The organism is Pseudonocardia alaniniphila (genome assembly GCF_022524485.1).
In the GTDB taxonomy this organism is placed as follows: Bacteria; Actinomycetota; Actinomycetes; order Mycobacteriales; family Pseudonocardiaceae; genus Pseudonocardia; species Pseudonocardia alaniniphila.
This window is the reverse complement of sequence record NZ_JAKXMK010000007.1, coordinates 72,211-97,316: the sequence shown is the minus strand read 5'-3', so window position 1 is coordinate 97,316 and position 25,106 is coordinate 72,211. Positions and strand designations below refer to the sequence as shown.

24 protein-coding genes are annotated in these 25,106 nt (G+C 70.5%); 12 read left to right on the top strand and 12 right to left on the bottom strand.

Annotated features, from left to right (window positions below; genetic code table 11):
- Positions 1-28: 28 nt before the first annotated feature.
- Entirely contained in the window at positions 29-685 is a 657-nt protein-coding gene (locus MMF94_RS08900) for a TetR/AcrR family transcriptional regulator C-terminal domain-containing protein (protein WP_241035828.1), read from the bottom strand.
- 141 nt (positions 686-826) lie between these two features.
- Between MMF94_RS08900 and MMF94_RS08895 the strand changes: the two genes are divergently transcribed.
- From MMF94_RS08895 to MMF94_RS08885, 3 genes are read left to right on the top strand one after another with little or no spacing between them, the layout of a single operon-like run.
- The gene (locus MMF94_RS08895; RefSeq protein WP_241036025.1) at positions 827-1,801 is read left to right on the top strand and encodes an NAD(P)-dependent alcohol dehydrogenase; all 975 of its coding nucleotides are present in this window, start codon (positions 827-829) and stop codon (positions 1,799-1,801) included.
- Positions 1,802-1,845: 44 nt separating this feature from the next.
- Positions 1,846-2,304, top strand: coding sequence for a DUF2231 domain-containing protein (locus MMF94_RS08890; RefSeq protein WP_241035827.1), 459 nt, complete (start codon positions 1,846-1,848; stop codon positions 2,302-2,304).
- Positions 2,305-2,350: 46 nt separating this feature from the next.
- Positions 2,351-3,130 (top strand): FkbM family methyltransferase, encoded by a 780-nt coding sequence (locus tag MMF94_RS08885; protein WP_241035826.1) that lies wholly within the window; start codon positions 2,351-2,353, stop codon positions 3,128-3,130.
- A 4-nt stretch (positions 3,131-3,134) separates the two neighbouring features.
- Here the strand turns inward: MMF94_RS08885 and MMF94_RS08880 are convergent, their stop codons facing one another.
- Genes MMF94_RS08880 through MMF94_RS08860 form a run of 5 tightly spaced genes read right to left on the bottom strand, consistent with a single transcriptional unit; the run spans position 3,135 to position 8,108 of the window.
- Entirely contained in the window at positions 3,135-4,760 is a 1,626-nt protein-coding gene (locus MMF94_RS08880) for a histidine phosphatase family protein (protein WP_241035825.1), read from the bottom strand.
- The gene (locus MMF94_RS08875) at positions 4,760-5,596 is read right to left on the bottom strand and encodes a class I SAM-dependent methyltransferase (protein WP_241035824.1); all 837 of its coding nucleotides are present in this window, start codon (positions 5,594-5,596) and stop codon (positions 4,760-4,762) included. The genes MMF94_RS08880 and MMF94_RS08875 overlap by 1 nt, the downstream gene beginning before the upstream one ends.
- 17 nt (positions 5,597-5,613) lie before the next feature.
- Positions 5,614-6,696 carry a glycosyltransferase family 4 protein gene (locus MMF94_RS08870; protein WP_241036024.1) on the bottom strand — a complete coding sequence of 361 codons (1,083 nt, stop codon included), beginning with the start codon at positions 6,694-6,696 and terminating at the stop codon, positions 5,614-5,616.
- Between the two features lie 20 nt (positions 6,697-6,716).
- Positions 6,717-7,115 carry a 6-pyruvoyl trahydropterin synthase family protein gene (locus MMF94_RS08865; RefSeq protein WP_241035823.1) on the bottom strand — a complete coding sequence of 133 codons (399 nt, stop codon included), beginning with the start codon at positions 7,113-7,115 and terminating at the stop codon, positions 6,717-6,719.
- 21 nt (positions 7,116-7,136) lie between these two features.
- Positions 7,137-8,108: a zinc-dependent alcohol dehydrogenase gene (locus MMF94_RS08860; protein ID WP_241036023.1), complete on the bottom strand. Its 972-nt coding sequence runs from the start codon at positions 8,106-8,108 to the stop codon at positions 7,137-7,139.
- A 78-nt stretch (positions 8,109-8,186) separates the two neighbouring features.
- On the opposite strand from MMF94_RS08860, the gene MMF94_RS08855 reads away from it, so the two are divergent.
- Together MMF94_RS08855 and MMF94_RS08850 are read left to right on the top strand one after the other, a co-directional pair.
- The gene (locus MMF94_RS08855; protein ID WP_241035822.1) at positions 8,187-8,933 is read left to right on the top strand and encodes a CDP-alcohol phosphatidyltransferase family protein; all 747 of its coding nucleotides are present in this window, start codon (positions 8,187-8,189) and stop codon (positions 8,931-8,933) included.
- 27 nt (positions 8,934-8,960) lie between these two features.
- The gene (locus MMF94_RS08850) at positions 8,961-10,712 is read left to right on the top strand and encodes a sulfatase-like hydrolase/transferase (RefSeq protein WP_241035821.1); all 1,752 of its coding nucleotides are present in this window, start codon (positions 8,961-8,963) and stop codon (positions 10,710-10,712) included.
- A 28-nt stretch (positions 10,713-10,740) separates the two neighbouring features.
- Here MMF94_RS08850 and MMF94_RS08845 read toward each other — a convergent pair whose 3' ends face one another.
- A complete protein-coding gene (locus tag MMF94_RS08845) occupies positions 10,741-12,126 on the bottom strand; it encodes an MFS transporter (RefSeq protein ID WP_241035820.1) in 1,386 nt (461 codons plus the stop codon).
- Positions 12,127-12,810: 684 nt separating this feature from the next.
- Between MMF94_RS08845 and MMF94_RS08840 the strand changes: the two genes are divergently transcribed.
- The gene (locus MMF94_RS08840; RefSeq protein WP_241035819.1) at positions 12,811-13,935 is read left to right on the top strand and encodes an inorganic phosphate transporter; all 1,125 of its coding nucleotides are present in this window, start codon (positions 12,811-12,813) and stop codon (positions 13,933-13,935) included.
- Between the two features lie 113 nt (positions 13,936-14,048).
- On the opposite strand, the gene MMF94_RS08835 is transcribed toward MMF94_RS08840, so the two are convergent.
- Both MMF94_RS08835 and MMF94_RS08830 read right to left on the bottom strand, forming a co-directional pair.
- Positions 14,049-15,005, bottom strand: a complete 957-nt coding sequence (locus MMF94_RS08835) for a MerR family transcriptional regulator (RefSeq protein WP_241035818.1) — start codon at positions 15,003-15,005, stop codon at positions 14,049-14,051.
- Positions 15,006-15,054: 49 nt separating this feature from the next.
- The gene (locus MMF94_RS08830) at positions 15,055-15,621 is read right to left on the bottom strand and encodes a sigma-70 family RNA polymerase sigma factor (RefSeq protein ID WP_241035817.1); all 567 of its coding nucleotides are present in this window, start codon (positions 15,619-15,621) and stop codon (positions 15,055-15,057) included.
- A 65-nt stretch (positions 15,622-15,686) separates the two neighbouring features.
- Between MMF94_RS08830 and MMF94_RS08825 the strand changes: the two genes are divergently transcribed.
- Genes MMF94_RS08825 through MMF94_RS08815 form a run of 3 tightly spaced genes read left to right on the top strand, consistent with a single transcriptional unit; the run spans position 15,687 to position 17,769 of the window.
- On the top strand, positions 15,687-16,535 hold the full coding sequence (locus MMF94_RS08825; protein ID WP_241035816.1) for a zf-HC2 domain-containing protein: 849 nt from the start codon (positions 15,687-15,689) through the stop codon (positions 16,533-16,535).
- Between the two features lie 5 nt (positions 16,536-16,540).
- Positions 16,541-17,062: a MauE/DoxX family redox-associated membrane protein gene (locus MMF94_RS08820; protein WP_241035815.1), complete on the top strand. Its 522-nt coding sequence runs from the start codon at positions 16,541-16,543 to the stop codon at positions 17,060-17,062.
- A complete protein-coding gene (locus MMF94_RS08815; RefSeq protein WP_241035814.1) occupies positions 17,062-17,769 on the top strand; it encodes a DsbA family protein in 708 nt (235 codons plus the stop codon). The genes MMF94_RS08820 and MMF94_RS08815 overlap by 1 nt, the downstream gene beginning before the upstream one ends.
- A 55-nt stretch (positions 17,770-17,824) precedes the next feature.
- Here MMF94_RS08815 and MMF94_RS08810 read toward each other — a convergent pair whose 3' ends face one another.
- Positions 17,825-18,406 carry a histidine phosphatase family protein gene (locus MMF94_RS08810; RefSeq protein ID WP_241035813.1) on the bottom strand — a complete coding sequence of 194 codons (582 nt, stop codon included), beginning with the start codon at positions 18,404-18,406 and terminating at the stop codon, positions 17,825-17,827.
- An 82-nt stretch (positions 18,407-18,488) separates the two neighbouring features.
- Between MMF94_RS08810 and MMF94_RS08805 the strand changes: the two genes are divergently transcribed.
- From MMF94_RS08805 to nicT, 3 genes are all read left to right on the top strand, one after another.
- The gene (locus MMF94_RS08805; protein ID WP_241035812.1) at positions 18,489-18,710 is read left to right on the top strand and encodes a CbtB domain-containing protein; all 222 of its coding nucleotides are present in this window, start codon (positions 18,489-18,491) and stop codon (positions 18,708-18,710) included.
- Between the two features lie 13 nt (positions 18,711-18,723).
- Positions 18,724-19,458 carry a CbtA family protein gene (locus MMF94_RS08800; protein WP_241035811.1) on the top strand — a complete coding sequence of 245 codons (735 nt, stop codon included), beginning with the start codon at positions 18,724-18,726 and terminating at the stop codon, positions 19,456-19,458.
- Between the two features lie 1,986 nt (positions 19,459-21,444).
- Positions 21,445-22,578 carry a Nickel transporter NicT gene (gene nicT, locus MMF94_RS08795; RefSeq protein ID WP_241035810.1) on the top strand — a complete coding sequence of 378 codons (1,134 nt, stop codon included), beginning with the start codon at positions 21,445-21,447 and terminating at the stop codon, positions 22,576-22,578.
- 16 nt (positions 22,579-22,594) lie between these two features.
- On the opposite strand, the gene MMF94_RS08790 is transcribed toward nicT, so the two are convergent.
- Positions 22,595-24,013 carry an MFS transporter gene (locus MMF94_RS08790; RefSeq protein WP_241035809.1) on the bottom strand — a complete coding sequence of 473 codons (1,419 nt, stop codon included), beginning with the start codon at positions 24,011-24,013 and terminating at the stop codon, positions 22,595-22,597.
- A 173-nt stretch (positions 24,014-24,186) separates the two neighbouring features.
- Entirely contained in the window at positions 24,187-25,059 is an 873-nt protein-coding gene (locus MMF94_RS08785) for an alpha/beta fold hydrolase (RefSeq protein ID WP_241035808.1), read from the bottom strand.
- Positions 25,060-25,106: the final 47 nt, after the last annotated feature.

Here is a 25,106-nt window from a genome sequence, read left to right as displayed (position 1 = left end):
GTGGGCACCGGACTGTGGCAGTCGGGAGTCAGGTCGGGCGCCGGGCCCTGTCCAGGGCGTCGAGGAGAAGGTCGAGCCCGAACTCGAACTCGTCGCCGTAGTCGTAGCCGGGCCGAAGGACGTGCTCGACGGTCATCTCCGTGAGGTGGGGATGCTCCTCGGCGGAGAGACGCGCGAGGATCAGCCGCGCAACATCCGTCGTCTCCTCCGCCGTGTCGAACGGCAGGCTCGCCTCCTGCAGGGCGAAGCCGTAGATGTAGCTGTCCAGGGCGGAGAACGTGTGGGCGGCCATCACGATCGAGAAGCCGGCCCGCCGCAGCGTGCCGATCACCGCGTCGTGGTGGCGCAGCGTGGCCGGACCGGGCGACTTCCGCGACGCCATCAACCTGGTCGCCCACGGGTGCCGCGACAAGACCTCTCTGGCCGAGACCGCCCGCATGCGCATGGCCGTGCGCCAGTCGGTGCCGGACGGCAGCTCGATCTCGCCGAAGACGCTGTCGACCATGCCGTCGAGCAGGTCGTCCTTGTTGGCCACGTGGTTGTACAGCGACATCGCCTCGACCCCGAGCGTCACACCGAGCTTTCGCATGGTGAGTGACGTGAGCCCGTTCTCGTCGGCGAAGGCGATGGCGGCCTGCACCACCCGGGCCCGGTCCAAGGAGGCCCTGGGGGACGGTTTGCCCACTATGCACCTTTCGTCTTGACCGGACTTACAGCGTAAGTGTAATACTTACGCTGTAAGTCGAGACCGAGGGGGTATGTGATGGCAACCGAACCGGCCGGCTCACCGACGCCGGCCCGGGACATGACGGCCAGGGCGAGCGCGATGCGGGCGATCGTTCAGGACACGTACGGCGAGGCCGAGGACGTCCTGCGGCTCGAGGAGATCGGCCGGCCGGAGATCGGGGACGACGAGGTTCTGCTCCGCGTGCACGCCACAGGTGTGGACCGGGGCGTCTGGCACCTCACGACCGGCCTGCCCTACCCGGTGCGCTTCGCGGGATACGGGGTCCGCGCACCGAGAACCCGCGTGCGTGGGCGGGAGGTCGCGGGCCGCGTCGAAGCGGTCGGCGAGCGTGCGACCGGGCTACGACCCGGTGACGAGGTGTTCGGCATCGGCAACGGCACGTTCGCCGAGTACGCCTCGGCCAGGCAGGACCTGCTCGCGCCCAAGCCGACGAACCTCACCTTCGCGCAGGCGGCGGCGGTCCCCGTCTCGGCCCTCACCGCCCTGCAGGGTCTGCGCGACCACGGACGGGCCCAGCCCGGACAGAAGGTGCTGGTCATCGGCGCGTCCGGAGGTGTCGGGTCGTTCGCCGTGCAGATCGCCAAGGCCTTCGGGGCGGAGGTCACCGGCGTGTGCAGCACGGCGAAGACCGACATGGTGCAGTCCATCGGCGCGGACCACGTCATCGACTACGCCCGAGCCGGCATCGCGGACGACGGGCAGCGCTATGACGTCATCCTCGACACCGGAGGGCATCGGTCGCTCTCGCATCTCCGGCGTGCCCTCACCCATCGGGGGACGCTCGTGATCGTCGGGTCGGAGACGGGCGGCCGGTGGCTCGGAGGCACCGACCGCCAGCTCCGAGCCCTCCTGCTGTCCCCGTTCGTCAGTCAGAAGCTCGGCACCTTCATGGCTTCGGAGAACGCGAAGGACCTGATCGTTCTCACCGAGCTGATCGAGTCCGGGGCGGTGACACCGGTTGTGGACAGGACGTACCCGCTCCACGAGACCGTCGCAGCCATCCGGTACATGACCGACGGTCGCGCCCGAGGAAAGGTCGTCGTCACGATCTGACGCGTCGCCTCCCCTGATCGGCCGCGATGGTCCACCATGCTGCCGTGCTCATCACCGTCGCAGGCGTCCCCGCGCATCCGCTCCTCGTCCACGCGGTGGTGGTCCTCATCCCGCTCGCCGCGCTCGGCGCCGTCTGCCTCGCGGTGCGACCCGCGTGGATCCGGCCGTACGGGCTGCTCGTCGCCGCCGGGGCGCTGGCGGGTGCGGTGGCGGCGACGTTGGCGAAGATCGCCGGCGACCAGCTCGAGGCAGCGATCGACGTCACCGCGGAGTTCGCGCCGGTGATCGCGCAGCACGGGCAGTTCGGTCTGTTCACGATGGTGGCGGCGTGGCCGTTCGCGGTGCTCGCGATCGTGGTGGCCGCGCTCAGCCGCCGGCCGAGTGGCTCGGGCATCCGGCTCGTCGGGGCGCTGTCCGCGGTCTCGGGTCTGGTCGCGATCGCCTTCACGGTTCTCGCCGGGCATTCGGGTTCGGACGCCGTGTGGGGATACGTCGCGGGGTAGGTGGTTCTGGATCGTTGGGGGAACAGGCCCCGAGTAGGGTCACCGCATGCTCCGCCGCGCTCGGGGGATCGTGCGATCCCTGGCCATGTACCACGGAGTGCCGGGCAGGCACCGACGGATGGTGCAGTTCTACAGCGAGTTCCTCGGACCGGGGGACATCGGATTCGACATCGGCGCCCACGTGGGGAGCCGGGTACGCGCGTGGCGGAAGCTGGGGGCGCGGGTGATCGCCGTGGAGCCGCAGCCCGACTGCCTGCGCGTCCTGCGTCTCTTCTTCGGCCGCGACCGACGGGTCACCATCCTGCCGGAGGCCGTCGGCGCGCGGGCCGGACGGGCACGGCTGGGCATCTCCACCGCCACGCCGACGGTCTCGTCGATGTCACCGGACTGGATCGAGTCGGTCACCGCCGACCAGAGCTTCTCCTGGGTGAAGTGGGACCGCTCCGTCGAGGTGGACGTCGCCACCCTCGACGACCTCATCGCGGCGCACGGCGAGCCGGCCTTCTGCAAGATCGACGTCGAGGGCTTCGAGGTGGAGGTGCTGGCGGGGCTCACGCGGCCGCTGCGCGCGCTGTCGTTCGAGTACCTCCCGCCCGCGCACGACGCCGCCCTCACCGCTCTGGACCTCGTGGAACGGCTCGGGGCACCAGCGGGCGGCTACGAGTACAACTACTCGCCGATCGAGACCATGCGGTTCGCAGGCGACAGCTGGCTCGACGCAGCCGGGCTGGTGCAGCTGCTGGAGCGCTACCGGCCGCTCGGCCGCTCCGGCGACGTCTACGCCCGCCTCGCCCGGCCCCGCGAGGCCGGGACAGCGGCGGGCTGAGTCGTCAGCTTTCGGCCCGCACGCTCTTGTCGAGCGGGCACGGGTCGTTGAAGGCCAGCAGCAGCGGCACCCGGCCGCTGGTGTCGATCCGGCAGATCGCGGCGTCACCGAGGAACATCCGCCAGCCCACCTCGTCGCCCACCCCCAGCGCCCAGGTGACGGCCGCCTTGATCGGGGAGACGTGGCTGACCACCACCACGTCACCGCTCGCGGCGTCGTCGGCCAGTTCGGCGCAGGCCTCGTGCACCCGGGTGCAGACGTCCGCGAGGGACTCGCCACCGGCGGGCACGAAGTCGGGGTTCTGCCGCCACGTCCACCACGACCGCTCGTCGAGCGCCGTGGCGGGGCGGCCGTCCAGGTCGCCGTAGTCCATCTCGATCCACCGCGCGTCGACCTCCACGTCACCGGCGTCCGTGGCGCCGCGCGCGGTGCCTGCAAGCACGGCGGCGGTGTCACGCGCACGCCGGAGCGGGCTGGAGACGATGCGGCTGGCCCGGGGAAGTGCCTCGGCCAGTGCTTGCGCCTGGCGATACCCGGATTCGTTCAGCGGCGGATCGGCCCGGCCGAGGAGCAGCCCACGAGCGTTGGCCTCCGTCTGTCCGTGCCGGACAAGGATCAGCACGCCCGCCACATTAGTCGGCTGGACGTCCTTTTCGGCACAGGTGTCACCTGCGGGTGCGGCAGGAGTCACCTCCGCGCGCTGACGCAGCCGCCTGCTGATCGGGTCTCGCAGCAGCAGCACTCCGACGCCGGGAAGGCACGCGATCAGGCTGAGCACCCCGTACACGACCGCGACGGTGAGCCCCTGTGCGGCGGTGAACCCCACCGCCCCGAAGGCGACGGCGCTGACGGCCTCCCGCGGCCCCCAGCCGCCGATGTTGAGCGGCAGAGCCATGGCGAGCAGCGCCACCATCAGCAGGGGAAGCAGCTGGCCGATCGTCGCCTCGGATCCCGCAACCCGTGCCGCGACCACGAAGAGCACGAGGTAGCCGAGCAGCGCCGCAGCCGAGAGCAGGAGCACCCCGGGCAAGGTGCCCCGGGAGAGCAGTCCGGCGCGGGTGTCCGCGCGGACCGTGCGCAGTGCAGCACGGATTCGCGGCACACGCGCCGCGCAGAGCCCGAGCACGACGACGACGGCGAGGGCTGCGAGCAGCCCCGCGACGAGCCCGAACCCGGGGGCCATGTGTTCGACCACCGCCGCGAGCAGGGTCGGCTGGGCGAGCAGCACACCGGCGCCGACGACCAGCAGAACGACCTGACCGGCGGACCGTTCCAGCACCACCGCGCGGACACCACGCCCGACGTCGCCCGACTGGCGGCCGTGGCTCACCGCACGGTGGACGTCGCCGAGCACACCCGCGGGGAGCACCGAGTTGAGGAACACAGCCCGGTAGCAGTCCGCGACCGCCGTGGCCAAGGGCAACCGCATGCCGAGACCACGCACCACCAGACACCAGCGCCACGCGCTGAACACCGTGGTCAGCAGGCCGATTCCGAGCGCGGCGAGCACCGCACCCGGCCCGATCGACCGCAGCCCGTCAAGGACCGAGGCGGTGCCGAGGCGTGCGGCGAGAGCCGCCAGGATGCCGACGCCGACGAGCACCCGCAGATATCCCCAGAGCTTGTGCATCACGGCCTGCCCGACGGGATCGCGAGCACGTCGACGTGGCCGACCTCGACGCTCAGTTCACCGGATGCACAGGAGTCGAGCCTGCGACGCAGGTAGGCCGAGGCGTGCTGCACGAGGCCCTGCTCCTGCTCGCAGGCAGCGCTGATCCACCCACGCAGCCACTCCTCCAGCAGCTCGGCGCCACCGGCTCGGCCCGCACCCAGACGCCACGGGCTGAGCCGGCTCGCCACCGTGGCGCCCCGCTTCTCGAAGGCATCGACGGCGGCCTGACCCGCGTCCGGCCCCAGCAGTCGCCTACCGCCCTCCGAGCGCCGTTGGTGGGCGTCGAACGCAGCCGCGAACTGGGCGTCGAGCGGATCGGACGGATCGAACTCGACCCGCCCCATGACGGAGAGCGTCAGCAGCGCGGGGCATCCGGCCTCGACACACGTGGCGGCGAGCGCGTCCATCTCCTCGGACGTCAGCAGGTCCAGCACGGCGGACGTGGTGACGAGCGACGTCCCCGCGAGCTCCTCGGCCCGCAGGTCGGTGAAGTCGCCCTGCTGCGTCCGCACCCTGACCGGAGCGCCGTCGGCGGCCCCGCTCGGCATGTCGGCGGCTGCGCGGGCGAGCAGCACGGGGTCGCGGTCGCGCAGGACCCACCGCTGCGGACCGGGTAGCCGCCCGGCGAGCCAACGGCCCATCGAGCCGGTGCCACACCCGAGGTCGGTGATGATCGCCTCGTCACCCGCCGGGACGGTGGTCTCCAGGTGGGAGCGGAGCCGCTCGACCAGCTCGGACGAACGGGCGGCGGCGTCGGCGCCTTCGCGCAACGTCAGCCAGTCGGGGGCGCACACGGGCGATCCGGGAACGCTCAGCCGCGCGTCCCACTCAGCTGCTCCAGCACTCCGGCCAGACATCGTGACGTCACCTCCCACCCGTCGAGCGTGCTTCGCCGTTCACGAGCGGAGCGGCGTAGTGCATCCCGCAGCGCCGGCTCGCCGAACCACCGCCGCAGCGCACCGGCGAGCGCGGGGACGTCGTCGGGGGTAACCAGGATTCCCGGCACCGATGCGTCCGGGGCGTAGCCGAGGGTCTCGGGCACTCCTCCGGTGGACGCCGCGAGCACGGGAATCCCCCGGGCGAGGGCCTCGGTCACGACCATCCCGTAGGACTCGACGCGGGACGGCAGCACCAGGAGGTCGGCGCAGGCGTATTCCGTGGCGATCTCCGCGCCCGTGCGCGGGCCGGTGAGCCGGACCCGCTCGCCGAGCCCGTGACCGTCGACGGCGTCCCGGAGCGCAGCCACGAACGCCGGGTCGCGGCGCAGCGGCCCGACCAGGTCGCAGCTCCAGGTCAGGTCGGCGACGGCGGCGAGGGCGTCGACGAGCACGTCCTGGCCCTTGGTCGGGGTGATCGACCCGACGCACAGCAGGCGGCTCGCGCCGTCCGTGCCCGATGCGAGCGGCGCGGGGTCCGTGCCAGGGGCGGCGACGTGCACCCGGTCCGCGGGGAGCTCGTGCTGCGCGACGATCCGGCGGGCAGCCCACGGGCTGGTGGCGACGACGGCGCTCGCGGCGTGCAGGGTCTCCCGCTCGAGAGCGGCCAGTTCCGCCGCCGTCGCGGGCTCCGCGCCGACCTCGTCGCCGAGAGGCAGGTGCACCAGGACGACGAGCGCCAGCCGCCGGGCCTGCGGGACGACGACGTCCGGGACGCCGCAGGCCACGAGCCCGTCGATGAGCACGACGGCACCGTCGGGCACCGCGGAGAGCGTGCGGGCCAGCGCCGCCCGCGCGGCATCGTCGGGCCGGGGCCACCCTCCGGCGACGGCAACCTCGTGCACCTGCCAGCCCGTGGCCGGCAGGCCGCCGCACACGCGGCGGTCGTAGGCGTTGCCACCGCTCGGAACGGCGACGTCGTCGATGTCACTCGGAACGACGACGTGCACGGGGCGCAGGGCCGTGCGGCCCCCGGTCGTCACAGCGATCGCTCGTAGCTCGCCCAGGCGACGTGCGACTCGTGCAGCACCACGCTGATCCCGGCGAGGCCGCGGGCACCCTCCCCCAGAGCGCCGTCGTGCACCCGCTCGGCCAGCCGATCGGCGATGACCTTGGCGAGGAACTCCGTGGACGTGTTGACGCCGGCGAAAGCGGGCTCGTCGTCGAGGTTGCGGTAGTTGAGGTCGGCCAGGACCGCGCCGAGCTCGTTGGTGGCCAGCCCGATGTCGACGACGATGTTGTCGGCGTCGAGATCGAGCCGGCGGAAGGTTGCGTCCACCACGTACGTCGCCCCGTGCAGACGCTGTGCAGGGCCGAAGACCTCGCCCTGGAAGCTGTGAGCGATCATGACGTGATCGCGAACGGTGATGCCGAACAAGTCCGAACCTCCCGGAAATGCCTAGTCGTGCTCATAGACGACACGGACGCAGAGCCCGGGGAGTTCACCGCCGGCAAGACCGGACATCAGCCGGGGCAGATCCTCGAAGGGCCTCTCGTCCGTGACGAGCGTGTCGAACACCGGGTCCGCGAGCAGGCGAAGCGCCAGCTCCAGCCGGTCTCCGAAGCTGCGGCGCGCACGCCGTGCGGGCGCCACCGCCCCCACCTGGCTGCTGCGTATCACCAGCCGGCGTGGGTGGAAGAACTCACCGAGCGGCACGCGCACGGGCCGGTCGCCGTACCAGCTCATCTCGATGACCTCGCCCTCGTCGGCGAGCAGTTCGAGTGACCGCGTGAGCCCCGCCTCCGTGGCGCTGGCGTGCACCACCAGATCGCAGTCCCCTGCAGCCTTCTCCGGCGTGGCGAACCCGACCCCGAGTGCGTCGGCGACGGCAGCACGCGCGGGATCCACGTCGACCAGTTCGACCCTGACGCCCGGAAAGCGCCCGAGCAGCGCAGCCACGCTGCAGCCGACCATCCCCGCCCCGACGACGGCGATCCGGTCGCCGACGAGAGGGGCCGCATCCCACAGCGCGTTCACCGCGGTCTCGAGTGTGCCGGCGAGCACTGCCCGTTTGGGTGGAACGTCGTCGGGTATTGCGGTCACGGAAGCGGCGGGCACCACATATCGGGTCTGATGGGGATAGAGACAGAACACCGTGCGACCCAGCAGCGCAGGTGGCCCGTGCTCGACCGTCCCCACGTTCAGATAGCCGTACTTGACCGGCGCGGGGAACTCACCGTCCTGGAAGGGGGCCCGCATCGCCGCGAACTGGCTCTCCGGCACACCACCGCGGAACACGAGCGTCTCGGTGCCGCGGCTCACCCCTGAGTACAACGTGCGGACCTCCACGTCATCGGGGCCGGGCCGGGGCACCTCGATCGAGCGAATTTCACCCTCGCCCGGGGCGCGAAGCCAAAAGGCGCGCGCTATGCGATCCACGCATCCCTCCAATTGGTGATGAACCCCCACCGCGTGGGATCCGTGCTGAGAGGTGTGTACACAGGCTCGATGACGACCGTAGACCGGCCGCAGACAACCCAGCAGCAGGCCGTGGCGGCAGGCGCGCATGTCGTCCTGCTCGTCACGTTGTCGGCCTGCGCAGGCCTCGGCCCGACCGGTCTGGCCGCCGGTCTCGCGTACATCGTGGGACTCTGCGGGCTCCTGACCGGCGCAGTTCGCCGTGCCGAAGCCACCAGGCTCGGGCCGGCCGATCTCGTCACATTGACAAGAGCAGTGCTGGTGGGAGCCGTCACCGCGATCGTCGCGGATGCGTTGTTCCGGAGCAGCCACACGCCCGTGGCGCTCCTCGTCGTCCTGGCCGCCGTCGCGCTGGCTCTCGACGCGGTCGACGGCCAGGTCGCCCGGCGCAGCGGTACGGTCTCCGCGCTGGGCGCCCGCTTCGACATGGAGGTCGATGCATTCCTCGTCCTCGTGCTGAGCGTGTACGTCGCCACGCTCATGGGGCCGTGGGTGCTCGCCATCGGCGTCATGCGCTATGCATTCGTCGCGGCGAGCTGGATGGCGCCGTGGATGCGGTCGGCTCTGCCCACGAGGTACTCCGCCAAGACCGTGGCCGCGTGGCAGGGAATCGCCCTCGTCGTGGCCGCGAGCCAGGTCCTGCTGCTGCCGCTCGCCATCGTGGTGGTGTCGTCGGCCCTGGCGTCGCTGGTCTGGTCCTTCGGGCGGGACGTGGTGTGGCTGTGGCGTCACGCCGACGTCCCCCAGGTACCGGAGCCGCGGCGCCAATCGGTCTGACCCACACGCGTACAGAAGGAAAGTTCATTGCCGGACGACCTGACATCGGATGACGACCCCGCCGGGTCTCCTCTGCACGACGACGGCGGAGCCGACGAGGCCGTCAGTCCCCAGGGGGAAGCGGCACCGGAAGCCCGGCGCCGCGGAGGTGGCCGCCGGGTGGTGGCCGGAGCACTCACCGCACTGGCCGCTGTGCTCGTGTTCGCCGCCCTCGTCGTCCCGAACCAGCTCGGTGGCCTCACGCCCGGCTCGTTCGTGCGCATCCCGGTGGAGGCACTCGTCGGTGTCGCTCTTCTCCTCGTCCTGCCGGCGCGGGTTCGGCGGCCGGTAGCGGCGATCGCCGGCGTCGCCCTCGGCCTGCTGACCATCCTGAAGATCATCGACATGGGCTTCAACGCGGTGCTCGCCCGGCCGTTCAACCCCGTGATCGACTGGCCGCTGGTCGGCGCGGGCCTCGATTTCGTCACGGGCTCGCTCGGTGAGATCGGCGCGATCGGCACCGTGGCGGCAGCCGTTGTTCTCGCGGTCGCCCTGCTCGTTCTCATGACGATGGCCGTGCTGCGCCTGTCCGGGCTCGTGGTGCGGCGCAAGATCATCGCGGCCCGCACCGTCACGGTGTTCGCTGCAGCGTGGATCACCTGCGCCCTGCTCGGCACACAGATCGTCCCGGGCGTACCGCTCGCGGGCACGAGCGCCACGGCCCTCGCCTACGACCATGCCGTCGAGGTGCGGGCGGGCCTTCTCGACCAGCAGGCGTTCGCCGAGCAGGTGGCCGCCGACCCCTTCCGGAACACCCCGCCCGACCAGCTTCTGACGGCGCTGCGCGGCAAGAACGTGCTGTTCGCCTTCGTCGAGAGCTACGGGCGCAGCGCCGTGGAGGACCCTGATCTCGCGCCGCAGGTCGACGCCGTGCTCGACGACGGCACCCGCCGGTTGGCCGCGGCCGGGTTCAGCGCGCGCAGCGCCTTCCTCACCTCGTCGACGTCGGGCGGATCCAGCTGGCTCGCCCACGCCACGTTCCTGTCCGGCCTGTGGGTGGACAACCAGCAGCGCTACGACACCCTCATCTCGAGCGACCGCCTGACCCTCACCAGCGCCTTCCAGCGCGCGAACTGGCGCACCGTCGCCGTCATGCCGGGCACCACCGGTGACTGGCCCGAGGGGAACTTCTACGGCCACGAAGAGGTGTACGACTTCCCGAAGCTCGCCTACCACGGCCCGGACCTCGGCTGGGCCACCGTGCCCGACCAGTACACCCTTGCCGCACTCCAACGCTCGGAGCTCGCGAAGCCGGGCCACCCGCCGGTGATGGCGGAGATCGCCACCGTCTCCAGCCACGCACCCTGGCCGTTCATCCCGCCGGTGATCGACTGGGACAAGGTCGGCGACGGCTCGGTCTACACGGCGCTGGCCGCAGGCGCCGGCCCACGTGACGCCGTGTGGGCGAAGGGCACCGAGGCCGTGCGCGCCGCGTACCGGCAGTCGATCGAGTACTCGATCAACACCCTCGTCTCCTACCTGGAGAAGTACGGGGACGACAACACGGTGCTCGTCTTCCTCGGCGACCATCAGCCCCTCTCGCTCGTCACCGGGGAGGGCGCGAGCCACGACGTCCCGATCACGATCGTCGCCCGGGACAAGACCGTGATGGACCGGATCTCCGGATGGGGCTGGCAGGACGGCCTGAAGCCGGGCCCACAGGCCCCGGTCTGGCGCATGGACTCCTTCCGCGACCGGTTCCTCACCGCCTTCGGACCGCAGGAAGCGCGCATTCACTGACGGCGCCGCGCCGCACCGGCCGCCACTGCTACGCGGCACCGGTCAGTGCGGCGCCCTGCTCACTCTCGCTCGCGTCGACACCGGCTCCGGTGTGGAGGTAGACCAGCGAGACGAGGCTGATCAGCGAGATGGCGATGACCCAGATCCCGATGTAGAGGCCGTTGCCGGTGGCGGCGAGCAGGGCCGTGGACGCGACGGGGGCGATGACGCCGCCGAGCACGCCGGCCAGCTGCAGGGCCAGGGATGCGCCGCTGTAGCGGACCTGAATCGGGTAGAGCTCGGCGAGCAACGTGGCCTGGGGCCCGTTGGCCACGCCGACGGCGAGGCCGAACAGGGCGAAGGCGATCACTGCGGCGGGCAGCGAGCCGGTGTCGAAGAGCAGGAAGAACGGGATCGCCCAGGCAGCCATGGCCAGCAGACCGCAGACGCTCAGGCGGCGGACTCCGAGGTGTTCGGCGGCGACGGCGGACATGCGGATGCCGAGGATCAGCCCGATTCCGGAGATGCCGGCCAGGATGAGCATGGTGGTGACCGGCAGGTGCAGGACCTGTTGGCCGTAGGGGATCAGATAGACGTAGAGCAGCAGCCCGACCGACGGTGAGGCGGTGACCACCAACGTGCCGAGCACGAGTTCGCGAGGGTGGGCACGCAGGAGCTCACCGAGAGGAAACCGGGCAAGCGCGCGGGTTTCGCGGGCATGGGTGAATGCGGGACTCTCCCGCAGCCGGACGCGGATGATCAGCCCGGTGACGATCAGGGCGGCCGAGAGCAGGAACGGGATGCGCCAGCCCCAGGCCTGGAACTGGTCGGCGGGCAGCAGCGTGGTGAAGGCGAGCAGGATGGCGGTGGCCAGGATGAGTCCGGCGGGGTTTCCCATCTGTGGCAGCGAGCCGTAGACGATGCGGCGCCGGGACGGAGCGTTCTCGACGGCCATGAGAACCGCCCCGCCCCATTCCCCACCGAACCCGAATCCCTGTACGACTCGGCACGCCACCAGCAGGATCGGGGCGGCGACGCCGATAGTGGCGTAGGTGGGCAGCAATCCGATCACGAAGGTGGCGCCGCCTGCGGTGAGCAAGGAGATCACGAGCAGGCGTTTGCGGCCGATCCGGTCGCCGAAGTGGCCGAACACCAGCGCGCCGATCGGACGGACCAGGAATCCCGCGAGAAACGTGCCCAGCGCGGCCAGGGTGCCCGCGACCGGGGAGAACGACGGAAAGTACTGCGGGCCGAACACCACGCTCGCGGCGAGCCCGTAGAGGAAGAAGTCGTAGTACTCGATGGCCGTGCCGATGAGGCTCGCGGCGGCGGCGCGGCGCGCCTGAGGCGAGGGACGTGCCGATTCTCCGGATCCGAGCGGCCTCCGACGTCCTGGTGCCCCCGCGCGACCGGCCCCCTCGACTGCATCGGACATGACAGATCCCTCCACGATCGATCGGTGTGAGTGATTCCCCCGTGCTGAGCTACTCAGTGTACTGAGCAACTTCACGACCGCAAATGCCTGAACCCCTGATACGCCGCTTGTCCGGTTACCGTCAACAGCCCCCTTTCTTCCAGGTTCGACGATTACGAGAATCCTTGCCGAAAGCCGTGGAACGACGAGCAGAGTACAAGGTCAACGCAGTAAAATCCTTCACCGCTCAGGAGAATTTCGACAGAACGTGGAAATCTCCCGCGCGTCCGGTCCGGCAGTTCGATCACGATCCGCCAACCACAGCGGCCCTGAACCAGGATCGAGACCGCAGGCCACGTCGGGACACCCCGACCGCTCGGGGCCGGGTTGGCACCCAGCACGGGTTCCTGCCAGCCGGTAGAGCGGATGCCCGCAGGCCCTGACGACAGAGGAGTAGGGACAGCGCAGTCTCATGCAGTGGGCGACGCCACAGTGATTGCTAACACCACGACGAACCATCTTGTCGCCTCGACCCGTGATCCATTTTCAGTGTCGTTGAACGCGGCACCTTTCGACATACGGTGGAATGCCACCCCTAGCAGCAGCACAGCCACGTTCGTTCGCTTTCTGTTCATGTTCCGTTAACCTGCTCGTCGTACCGTTTGCCAACCCTCGGCCGCGGTATTGATCCACGAAGGACGTGCCATGTCGACAATCGTCATCGCAGTGGTGATAACCGCTCTCCTGTTCGATTTCACGAACGGCTTCCACGACACGGCCAATGCGATGGCGACCTCGATCGCGACAGAGGCCCTGCGCCCCAAGGTCGCGGTGATCCTCGCGGGCGTCCTCAACTTCATCGGCGCATTCCTGTCGGTGGAGGTCGCCAAGACGATCTCCAGCGGACTCGTCGACGACACCCAGATCACTCCGGTGGTGATCTTCGGAGGTCTGGTCGGCGCGATCTTGTGGAATCTGCTGACCTGGCTGCTCGGCCTGCCGTCCAGCTCCTCACACGCCCTGTTCGGGGGCCTGATCGGAGCCACCTGGGTGGCGGCCGGAGCGAATGCCATTCAGTTTGCGAACGTGATCAGCAAGGTTCTGCTCCCGCTCGTTCTCTCACCGATCATCGCCGGTGTCATCGCCCTGGCAGGCACCTACTTCGCCTACCGGATCACCCGCCGGGCCAAGGAGAGCACCGTCAAACGCGGATTCCGGTTGTCACAGATCGTCTCGGCCTCGACGGTCGCGCTCGCCCACGGCACGAACGACGCTCAGAAGACGATGGGGATCATCACGCTCACCCTGATCACGGCCGGATTGTTGCCGTCCGATTCGGGCCCGCCGTTCTGGGTGATCTTCTCGTGCGCCGTTGCGATCGCCGTCGGCACCGCGCTCGGTGGGTGGCGCATCATCCAGACCATGGGCAAGCGGATCAGCGAGATCCAGAGCCCACAGGGATTCACGGCCGAGACCTCGAGCGCAGCCGTCATCCTGACCTCGGCCCACCTCGGATTCGCACTGTCCACCACGCAGGTCTGCACCGGCTCGATCTTCGGCGCCGGCGCGGGCCGGAAGCTGGCATCCGTGCAGTGGGGCGTGGCCGGGCGGATGGTGACGGCCTGGGTGATGACGCTGCCCGCCGCCGCGATCATGGGGGCCGTCGCCGCGTGGGTGGCCGCGAGCGGCACCTTGGGCACGATCGTCGTCGCCGTTGTCGGAGTCGCCATCTCCGCAGGTATCTACGCCGCGTCGCGCCTGCGTCCCGTCAACGCCCACAACGTCAACGACGTCCCGGCACCGCAGCCCGCCGCCGCCACCGCCGCATAGCCGGAGGAGCCACCATGCACATCGCCTGGGATTCCATACTGGTCGTCTTCGTCGTGTCCTTCGCCGCCGCGGTCGCGGTCGTGCTGCTGGTGTCCTTCGCGCTGGTCGCGCTGTCAGCCCGCGAGAAGGCAGGTGCTGGAGAGGCCTCGACCCGGATCGGCGCAGGCGCCAGCACGGCCGTCGCCGGAATCTGCCTCACCGCTGCTTCGGCGATCGTCCTGTACGGGCTCTACCTCATCGTGGCTGCCTGACACCCCGATGGGGACCTGCAGCTCGGTCACCCACTCTGCACGGTCCGGCGGACAGGCTAGCGCGAGCTCACGCGCGTGCTGCGACGTCATGCGATGATCGTTGGCGTCGAGCCATCGGGCCAGCGCCTGCACGGTGGGCAGCACGTCGTCCGGGAAGCCGCAGTGCACGATGGTGGCGGCGCGGGCGACCCCGGCCAGGTCGACCAGGCCGGCGGCCCCGGCACGGTCGACGTCCGCCGCGACCGGCAGCCCCGCGTGCACCACGACCGCGCCGCTGCCCGGCACGTCCTCGTACCGGGTGACGGGCGGCCCGGCCGCCACCACGCCGGCGACGTCCAGGCAGCTGCGCAGTTCGTCGTAGAGGGCGTCGACGACCGGCCGGAGCTCCCGCGGATCGAAGCTCCCGCTGGTACCGGTCAGCTCGGCCACGCGTAGGGCAGGAAGGCTCCTGACGACGACGGCGTCGGTGGGCACGAGGTTCTCGCTCTCGATCGTCCGGAGCCTCGCCTCGACCATGGCCAGCCGGGCAGTCGCCTCGGCCAACGCCGTCTCGAGTTCCGCCCGCCGCAGCCGCAGCATCCCGCGCAGCTCCTCCGCGCTCACGTCGTCGTGCACGATCGATCTGATCTGGTGGAGCCCGAAGCCGAGCTCCTTCAGCGCGACGATGCGGTTGAGCTGTGAGAGCTGCTCGGCCCGGTAGTAGCGGTAGCTGCTGGCCGGATCGACGTACGCGGGACGCAGCAACCCGATGGCGTCGTAGTGATGCAACATGCGGACCGACACCCGGCCGTGCTCGGCGAAGTCTCCGATGGTGAACATGACGGCTCCGAGTAGAGGGCCTCACACAGTGGGAGGGTCAAGCTCCGGTTCAGCTGCCGCTGCGCCTGCGTGGATGCGTCTGCAGCGCCGCCACCAAGTCCTCCCGGGCCCGTGCGACGCGCGACCGGATCGTGCCGATCGGGCAGCCGCACACCTCCGCGGCCTCGGCGTAGCTCAGATCGAGCACCTGGGTCAGCACGAAGGCCTCCCGGCGGTCGCGGTCCAGCGCCGCCACCAGGATGCGGAGCAGGATCTCGCCCTCGGCGGGGCCACGCACCACCACCGGGTTGTCGCCCAGCGCCTCCCACATCTCGATCCCGTCGGTCCGCGGGCGGCGCCGCGCGCGGCGAACCGCGTCGGCTGCGGCCCTGCGGGCGATCGACAGGAGCCAGGCGCGGGCAGGCGCGTCTCCGGCGAAGCGGTGCAGCGATCCCAGCGCTCGCAGGTACGTCTCCTGACGCAGGTCCTCGGCATCGGCCGGGCCGCTCAGATGGCTCAGGAAGCGATGTACGTCCCGCTGGGTGGCACGGACGAACGCCGCAAGTGCGTCGGCGTCGCCCTGTCCGGCCGCCAGCGCCCATGCGGTGATCTCGCTGTCGTCCGCCCGATCCGCCACGCCTCGCACCGTAGATGGCGAGTCTCACGGGAACCACGCGGCCCTCGGCAGCGACCATTGACTGCATGGGAACGGATTGGCGATCGGGCGCCCAGGAATCCGACCTCGATTGCCGGCAGTGCCGCGAGGTGGTCTCGGCCCGGCTCGACGGGGAGGATCCGCCCGGCGGCGCCGCCGGAGCCGAGCGAGCGGAAGCGCACCTGGCGACCTGCTCTGCGTGCCGCGCGTTCGTCGACGATGCCGCGCACATCACGCGGCTGGCGCGCACCCGGCCGGTGGAGGAGGTCGTCGACCTCACGCCCGCGCTGCTCGAGGCGTGGACGGACGCCGCGCCGGTGCGGGAGCGAGCGGCCGCGGAGCGCAGACGCCATGCCCGCAGACGACGATGGGCGATGGACGTCGTCCGCGCCGGGCTGGGTCTGGTCGCGCTCGGGCAGCTCAGCCTCGCCGGGGCGAGCATCGTCGCCACCCGGAGTGACGAGATCCACGTCGCGATGCCCGGCATGGGACTGAGCGGCGCCAGCGCAGCCCACTTCTCGCACGAGAGCGCTGCCTGGAACCTCGCGCTCGGTGTCGCGTTCGGCTGGGTCGCGCTGGGCCGGTTCCGGCCCAGCGCCGGGCTCGTTCCCATGATCGCCGCGTTCGTCGGCGTACTCACCGCGTTGAGCGTTCCGGACCTCGTCGCCGGCCGCGTGGACCCGAGTCGGCTGGTCGGGCACGGCGTCGTCGTCATCGGGCTGGTGCTGCTGCTGGTATTCCGGGCCCTCCACCGCGACGACGGCGGCAGAGCCACCGGCGCAGGCGGCGAAGCAGGTCGCGCCCCCGGTCACCTCTTCGGATCGCTCATCCCCGTTCGCGGGCCCGACGGTCGCAGCGGGCAAGGGCTGGAACCGACGGGTCGTCGCGCGGCATGACAGACGTGTCGAATCCCACTGAGCGGCCCGACCGCTCCCTCTGGTCGTCCGGCGAGCCCGTTGTCGGTTGGTTGCTCACCGTGGGTCGCCTCGTCGTCGGCGGCGTGTGGATAGCCGCAGGTGTGGCGAAGGTGACGGACCTGGACGCCTCGGTGCGGGCGGTGCGCGCGTACCGGCTGCTGCCCGAGATCGCCGCGCAGGTGATCGGCGCGGGTCTCCCGCTCGTGGAGATCCTGCTCGGCATCCTGCTCGTCGTGGGCATCGGCATCCGGGCGTCGGCAGTCGTATCGTCGGTACTGATGGCGGCGTTCGTCGTCGGGATCGCCTCCGCATGGGCGCGGGGGCTCCGGATCGACTGCGGATGCTTCGGTTCGGGCGGCGAGCTCGCCGCCGGCGCAGACCCCACCTACGGCTGGGAACTCGCCCGCGACGGCGCGCTCCTGCTCGTCTCGCTCTTGCTCGTGATCCGGCCACGGAGCCGGATCGCCCTCGACGGGCTGCTCACGGCCCGGAAGGAGACCGCCTGATGCCATCGGGCAGCGCGAGCCGGCGCAACCGGCCGGCCCGCGGGAGCGTGGCTGCCGCACGCCGCGGGCCGTCCACCGGAATCATCATCGCCGTCGTCGTGCTCGTCCTGTTCGCGGGCGCCGTCGGGTTCGGCATCTACCGCACCCAGCGCGGCTCCGGCGACGTCCCGGTCCCGGTAGGCGGGACGAGCACCAGCATCACCGTCGGGCAGGCGAGCGCTCCCGCGACCATCGACATCTACCTCGACTTCCAGTGCCCGGTCTGCAAGCAGTACGAGACGCAGACCGGCCCCACGATCGACAAACTCGTCGCAGCGGGGCAGGCCAAGGTGGTCTACCACCCGGTAGCCTTCCTGGACCGCTTCTCCTCCGCGCAGTACTCGAGTCGCTCGTCCGCGGCGTCCGCCTGCGCGGCCGACGCGAAGGTGTTCCCGCAGTACCTCACGCTCCTCTACGCCAACCAGCCACCCGAGAACGGCAACGGCCTTCCCGAGAACCAACTGGTCTCGCTCGGGCAGCAGGCAGGGGCGGGGGGCGACTTCGCGCAGTGCGTGCAGGACAACCACTACGCGAACTGGACGAAGTCGGTCACCGACGACGCGTCCAGAGCCGGGGTCAACGGCACGCCGACCATCAAGGTCAACGGCACGGACGTGGGCATGAGCACCGACGCTCTGACGGCTGCGGTGGCGGCGGCTCAGCGCTGAGGTGAAACCGGGCAGGTCACGTGAGCACCGCATCCGTGGCCGCGTCCCCCGGCGCTCAGGGCGCTCGGCCCAGCGGGACGGCCGTGGCGCGCACCGTCCACCGATCGCCGCCGCCACGGATGTCGGTGAGGGTCATCGGCCCCAGGTCGATCCGCCAGAACGTTACGGCCGGAGCGCCCAGCACCGTGACGACCGCGGCCCGCACCACGGCGGGCGCGCACACGGCGAGCGTGTGCCCCGACGGCAGGCCCACCATCCACTGCTGGACGCGGGCCAGGAACACCGTGAGCGTCTCTCCTGCGTGTGGCGCGGCGCCCGGGTCCGTCAGCCAGGCGGCGACGTCGTCGGGGCGCTCGGCGGCCACGTCGTCGAGCGCGCGGCCGGACCACGACGCCAGGTCCCAGTCCCGTAGCAGCGGATCCACCGTGCCGTCGAGACCGAGGATGGAGCAGGTCTCACGGCAGGCCCGTTCCGGTCCGTGGCGCACCCGGTCGGAGCGTGGCGAGTGCCCCCGCCCCGCCTCGGCCCAGACCCGGCCGCGCCCGTCGAGCGGCTCGTCGCCGGAGAACGCGGCAGCCGCCGTGGCGGCGGTGGGGGCCGAGGTGAGGAACGTGGCACGACGTCTCAACACCCCCACGTCTTGACACCTCGCAACGGCGGCAGAACACTCACCTGATCAGTTCATCAGATGTGCAAATGATCGCCAAGGAGGAGCACCCATGACGCAGGCCGCCGCCGAACGCCCGTCGGTCACCGGTGTCGTCCCCGCGCCGATCCCACTGCGCGAGATCGCCCCGTGGGCGCTGTTCGGTGGGGTGATCCTCGTGGCGCTGCTCTACCTCGTCGGCCTCGACCAGGGGGCGACGTCGGTGTTCCCCGGCGAGATGCTGCACGAGTTCGTCCACGACGGCCGGCACCTGCTCGGCTTCCCCTGCCACTGATCGGCAGGCGGCGATGGTGAGGTCACTGCTGGTCCGGGGGATGCTGGCCGGCCTGGTCGCCGGACTGATCGCGTTCTTCTTCGCCCGGGTGTTCGGCGAGCCGGCCCTCGAGGGCGGCCTCGCGTTCGAGAAGAGCGCCGCCCACGCGGCGGGCGAGCACGGCGGCGAGGAACTGGTCAGCCGGGGCGTGCAGAGCAACATCGGACTCGCGGTGGCCTACCTGATCTACGGCGTCGCCGTCGGCGGCATCCTCGCGCTGGTCTACGCCACGGCCCAGGGCCGGCTCGGCTTGCTGGGCGCGCGCGGCACGGCCGTGGTCGTGGCGCTCGTCGGGTTCGTCTCCGCGGTGCTGGTGCCGTTCCTCAAATACCCGTTCAACCCGCCCGCTTCCACGCTCCCGGAGACCATCGGCGTGCGCACCGGGCTCTTCGTCGTCCTGCTCGCGGTGTCGGTGGCCCTCGCAGCGGCCTCCGTGGCACTGTCCCGCCGACTCGCCCCCACCCTCGGCTGGTGGAACGCCGTGCTCGTCGCAGCGGGCGCCTATGTAGTGCTGGTGAGCCTGGTCGCCTCCCTGATGCCGACCTTCGTCGAAACGCCGCCGGACTTCCCCGCCACCGCGCTCTACGGGTTCCGCGTCGCCTCGCTGGGCGGGCACGTCGTGCTCTGGACGGCATTGGCACTCGTGTTCGCCGCGCTGGTCCACCGCGCCACACAACCGGCCTCCCGCGAGGCGCCGGCAGTCCGCTGAGCCGGAGTGTGCCCTCATGATCATCGATTTGGGGACGCCGGGCCGCGCCCTGGACGGCTCCCGGCCCCAAGACGGTGATCATGGCGTGGGGCGGCCGGTCCGCACCCGGCCCCGCCTGCAGCCTTTCATGATCACCAGTTGGGGACGTCCAGCCGCACCATGGACAGCTCCCGACCCCGAAACGGTGATCATGACCTGAGACGGAGCGCTTCCGGCGGAGGGTCGGACCGCGCGGCGGCGACCACCGCCGCCGGGTGCCCCACGCGTGGATCCGGTCGCTCCGCACCCGCACCCACCTGCGGATCCCGACACCCTTAGCTACACGCACCCGGATCGCCCGCACGAGCAGACTCATGATCACCGGGGACGCCCAGCCGCAGCGGCGGCTGCAGGTCCCGAAACAATGATCATGACTCGCACCGCTCGCCGGCCCACCCCGCGACCACGCCCCGGAGCCCCGCACCACCGCCGGCAAGCCAAGGGCACGCCGCCAACAGCGCGATTACCTCATGATCACCGGTTGGGGACGTCCAGCCGTGCCAGCAACGGCTCCCGACCCCGAAACGATGATCATGGCCGCACCACGCCGCGTCCGCGAGCGGGACTCGAGGCCGCGACCGCCACCTCCGGGGCCCCACCGGGTGCCGCGTGTCGAGCTGGTCACACCGCACCCGCACCCACCGGCAGATCCGACACCGCCCCCGACCACGCATCCATACCCGGCCCGCCCGCCCCGCGGCCTCAACTCCTCATGATCACCAGTTGGGAACACTCCGCCGTGCCAGCAGCGGTTGGTGGTCCCGAAACAGTGATCATGACCTGAGGCGGCGGATCCGCACCCGGCCCGCCGCTCGCAGCCCTTCATGATCACCAGTTGGGGACGTCCAGCCGCACCATGGACAGCTCCCGACCCCGAAACGATGATCATGGCCGCACCACGCCGCGCCCGCGAGCGGGACTCGAGGCCGCGACCGCCACCTCCCGGGACCCCGCCGGGTGCCGCGTGTCGAGCTGGTCACACCGCACCCGCACCCACCGGCGGATCCGACACCGCCCCCGACCACGCATCCATACCCGGCCCACCCGCCTCGCCCGGCCTGCGGCCTCAACTCCTCATGATCACCGGTTGGGAACACTCCGCCGTGCTAGCAGCGGTTGGTGGTCCCGAAACAGTGATCATGACCTGAGGCGGCGGATCCGCACCCGGCCCGCCGCTCGCAGCCCTTCATGATCACCAGTTGGGGACGTCCAGCCGCACCATGGACGGCTCCCGACCCCGAAACGATGATCATGGCCACACCACGCCGCCTCCGACGGAGGTCGCACCGCTCGCCCGCCCACCCCGCGACCACCCTCCGGGCCAGGCACCGCTACCGGCAAGCCAGGGCACGCCCCCAGTAGCGCGATCACCGCATGATCACCGGTTGGGGACGCCCAGCCGCGCCAGTAACGGCCACAGGTCCCGAAACAGTGATCATGACTCGCACCGCTCGCCAGCTAACCCCGCGACCACGCTGGTAACCGGCAGCACAGAACTCCGGGAGCGAGGTGCGGTGCTCCCCGCCCGATCGGCCACGGTGGGGCGGGCCGGCTCACGCCGGGGAGCACCTGCCCGACCAAGCCACCGCAGAGTGCGCGGAGCCCGCCGCCATGCGACGAGCCCCGCACCCGATCCGATGTCGAGCTGCCAGAACGATCACCGGAGTGCAGTCGATGCTGCCAGCAACCGACCCATGTTGCAAGTTACTGGCAACTACGTAGCAGTGGCGACGGGACGCCGGGTGCAGATAGGTCTTATTGAACCAAAAAGAAATAAGTCGCATTAAGGTGTATATCGCCCAAATCGGCGGCCATCCGCAGTGGGATGGCAATCACCAACTACTTGCAGAAGCGTGGAGCCTGGTCGTAACTTCGGCTCCGACGAGCACTGTCCATCCAGAACCGCGCTCGTGACTCCCCCACGCCCCCGTGTCCGGAAAGGCCGGCATGACAATTGAAGGCGTCTCCCCCGCGACGTCGCGCTGGTCACGCATCAGCGGCGCTCTGAATCGTCAGGATCGCCGCTCCGTGCTGGGAATGGGCGGCTTCATCATACTGCTGCACGTCATCGGCTTCGGGGTGCTGTTCGCATTCGTCGTTCCCGCCCGCTTCGATCTGGGCGAGTCGGGGATCTACACGGTCGGCATCGGCGTCCTGGCCTACACCTTCGGCCTCCGGCATGCCTTCGACGCCGACCACATCGCGGCCGTCGACAACACCACCCGCAAGCTGCTGGCGGATCGAGCGGGCGGGGAGCGCCACCCGCTCTCCGTCGGTTTCTGGTTCTCCCTCGGCCACTCCACGATCGTGTTCCTCCTGACGTTCCTCCTCTCGGTCGGCGTCAGGGCACTCGCCGGGCAGGTGGAGGACGACTCCTCCGAGCTGCATTCGATCACCGGGATCATCGGCGCCTCCGTCTCCGGGGTGTTCCTGTGGGTCATCGGCGTCATCAACCTCGTCGTCCTCGCCGGCATCGTCGCGATCTTCCGGCGGATGCGCCGCGGCGACTTCGACGAGCGCGAGCTCGAGGAGCAGCTCAACAACCGTGGTCTCATGAACCGGTTCCTCGGGGGCCTGACCAGGTCGATCACCAAGCCATGGCAGATCTATCCCGTGGGCGTGCTGTTCGGGCTCGGATTCGACACCGCCACCGAAGTCGGCCTGCTGGTGCTGGCCGGTGGGGCAGCGGCGTTCAACCTGCCCTTCTACGCGATTCTGGTACTGCCGATCCTGTTCGCAGGCGGAATGTGCCTGATGGATACCGTGGACGGCATCTTCATGAACTTCGCCTACGGCTGGGCGTTCGCCAAACCGGTCCGCAAGGTGTTCTACAACATCACGATCACCGCGATCTCGGTGGCAGTGGCACTCATCATCGGAACGATCGAGCTGGTGTCGGTGATCGTGGACCAGGCGGGAATCAGCTCCGGACCGCTCGCCGCGATCGCATCCATTCCCCTCGACTACGCCGGCTACGGCATCGTCGCGCTGTTCTTCATCTCGTGGCTGGTGGCGCTGGCGGTGTGGCGGCTCGGCCGGGTCGAGGAGAAGTGGTCCACCCACCTCCGCGACACCGCATGAGCGAACGTCGATACGGCTAGTACGACCGCGCCGACCGGCCCTTGGCCACGGATCGTCGGTCCTCGGTTCGCGGTCGCGGCGTGCGGACGAGCGTGAACACCAGGACCGCGCCCACGAAGGCGATGACTCCCGCTACCGCGTAGCTCGTGTTCAGTGCGGCCGCGACGGACGGGCCCGGGCCGGTGATGCCGCCGGGCGCCAGCGCCGAGAACACTGCCCCGAGAAGCGCAACCCCGATCGCGAGGCCGAGTTGGCGGGCCGAGTTCAGGGCGCCACCCGCCATGCCGGCCCGTTCGTGCGGCACCGCTCCCATCACCGCCGACGACAGCGGCGGCAGCGACAGGCCAGCGCCCAGTCCGATGCACACCATCCCGGGGATCAGCACGATTGCGGTGGAATCGGGATGCACCCGGGCCTGCAGGAAGGCGCCCACGGCGATGAACAGCAGCCCCAGCGACACCGAGTAGCGCGGTGCGATCGCGTGCCCGAACTTCCCCATGAGGAGGGGCACCACGAAGGACACGAGGCTCATCGGCATGAACACGAGGCCGGTCGCGACCGGGCCGAGGCCCAGACTGCTCTGCATCCACAGCGACGCGTACGGAAACATCGCCCACGCCCCCGCCGACAGCAGGGCCGCGGCGGTGACCAGGCCGACGAACGTCCGGTTGCGGAACAGGGCGAGGTCCAGCATCGGCGCGCCCACGCGGTGTTCGACGGCGATGAAGGCCCCCAACGCCACCGCGGCGAGCACCAGTGGTGCCCAGACCTGCGGATCGGTCCAGGAGACCTCGCTGCTGCGGATGAGGCCGTAGGTCAGCCCCGCTGCCGTCACCGTGAATGCGGCGAGACCCGGCAGATCGAGCCGGCGGTAGCGCGAGCCGTGATCCTGGGCGATGGTGCGCCAGGTGATCACGATGGCCACGACGGCGACCGGCACGTTGACCGCGAAGATCCATTCCCAGCCGAAGTGTTGGGTCAGCAACCCGCCGATGATCGGGCCCGCCGCCGCGGCAGCCCCGTTGACAGCACCCCAGACGCCGAACGCGACTGCGCGGTCCCGGCCCTGGTAGGCGGTGCTGAGCAGGGCGAGGTTGGCAGCGAACATCGCCGCCGCCCCCACGCCCTGCACAGCCCTGCCCGTGATCAGCAACGCCGTCGACGGCGCTAGGGCACAGCCCAGCGACGCCAGTCCGAATAGCGTGAGCCCGGCGATGTACACGCGGCGATGCCCCAGCCGGTCGCCCAGCGAGCCGATGCCGAGAAGACACGCGGCCAGGGTCAGTGCGTAGATGTCCACGACCCACTGCAGTTCGCCGAACGAGGCACCGAGGTCCGCTGTCATGTCCGGCAATGCGACATTCACGATCGTGACGTCGATCAGCAGCATGAACGCGCCGAGACCGACCGCGGTCAGAGGCCACCACTTGCGCATGCCGTACTCCCGTTGCTCGTGCCGAGGAAACGAGGTTCGCTTCCGCGACACTAGGTCCGGCTGACAGCGCTGGCCCCTCAACTCTGCGCCGGGAGCGCCACTGACGGGATCTCGGAGTCGCCGCGACGGACACCACATTCGGGAGACACACGGCGGACGTGCGCGCCGGAGCGTCAGCGGGAGAGTCGGACGAGATCGGCGATGATCTCCTCGACCGCGCCGACCGCAAGGGACAGGTGTCCCTCGTCCGGAAGCAGGTGCGGCTCGGCGCCGGCCACGTGCTCGGCAAGCCACTCGCCGTGGGTGTAGGGCACCATCCGGTCCTGACCGCCCTGCCACACCGCGACCGGCACCTGACCGTCGTCGAGCCGGAAGCCCCAGTCCGTCACGAAGGCGAGATCGTCGTCGCGCCAGCCCGCCGTACCGGATTGCAGCGCCGTCCGGAACGACTCCGCCAGATAGTCGGCGAACTCGCCCGTGAGCTGCGCCCGGTCGACGTCGGAGACCAGGTCTCCGAAGGCGGCGGCCATGTCGCCGGCCTGCACGTGGGCCAGAGCGGCGCTCTGCGTGTCGAGATAGCTCGTGAGCGCCGCCTTGCCCTTGAGCGCCGCGCCGAACTCCTCGACGTTCTCGACCCCCATGCCGCTCATGAAATCCAGGCCGTCGGCCGCGTAGGGCGCCACTCCGCCGATCAGGGCTGCCGCACCGCACCGGTCCGGCAACAACTTCGCGCAGGCCAGTGCGTGCGGGCCGCCACCCGACCAGCCCACCGTCACGAAGCGCTCGGCGCCGAGTGCGTCCAGCAGCGCAGCGACGTCACCGGCGGCGTCGGCCACCGCACGCCCCGGCCGCGGGCTCGACCCCGCGTACCCAGGACGGGAGTACATCACCATTCGGAGCCCGTGCTTCGCCGCCGACTCCCGCCACGGCCCGAAGACCAGGGCCGCCGAGGGTGTGCCGTGGTGGAGCACCAACGGCGTGCCGTCCTCGGGCCCCGCGACGACGTACTCCAGGCTCCGGCCGTTGGCCAGATCGAGTGAGGTCATGATCTACAGCACTACCACCGCACGACGCCTCACGGGGGCCGTCACCG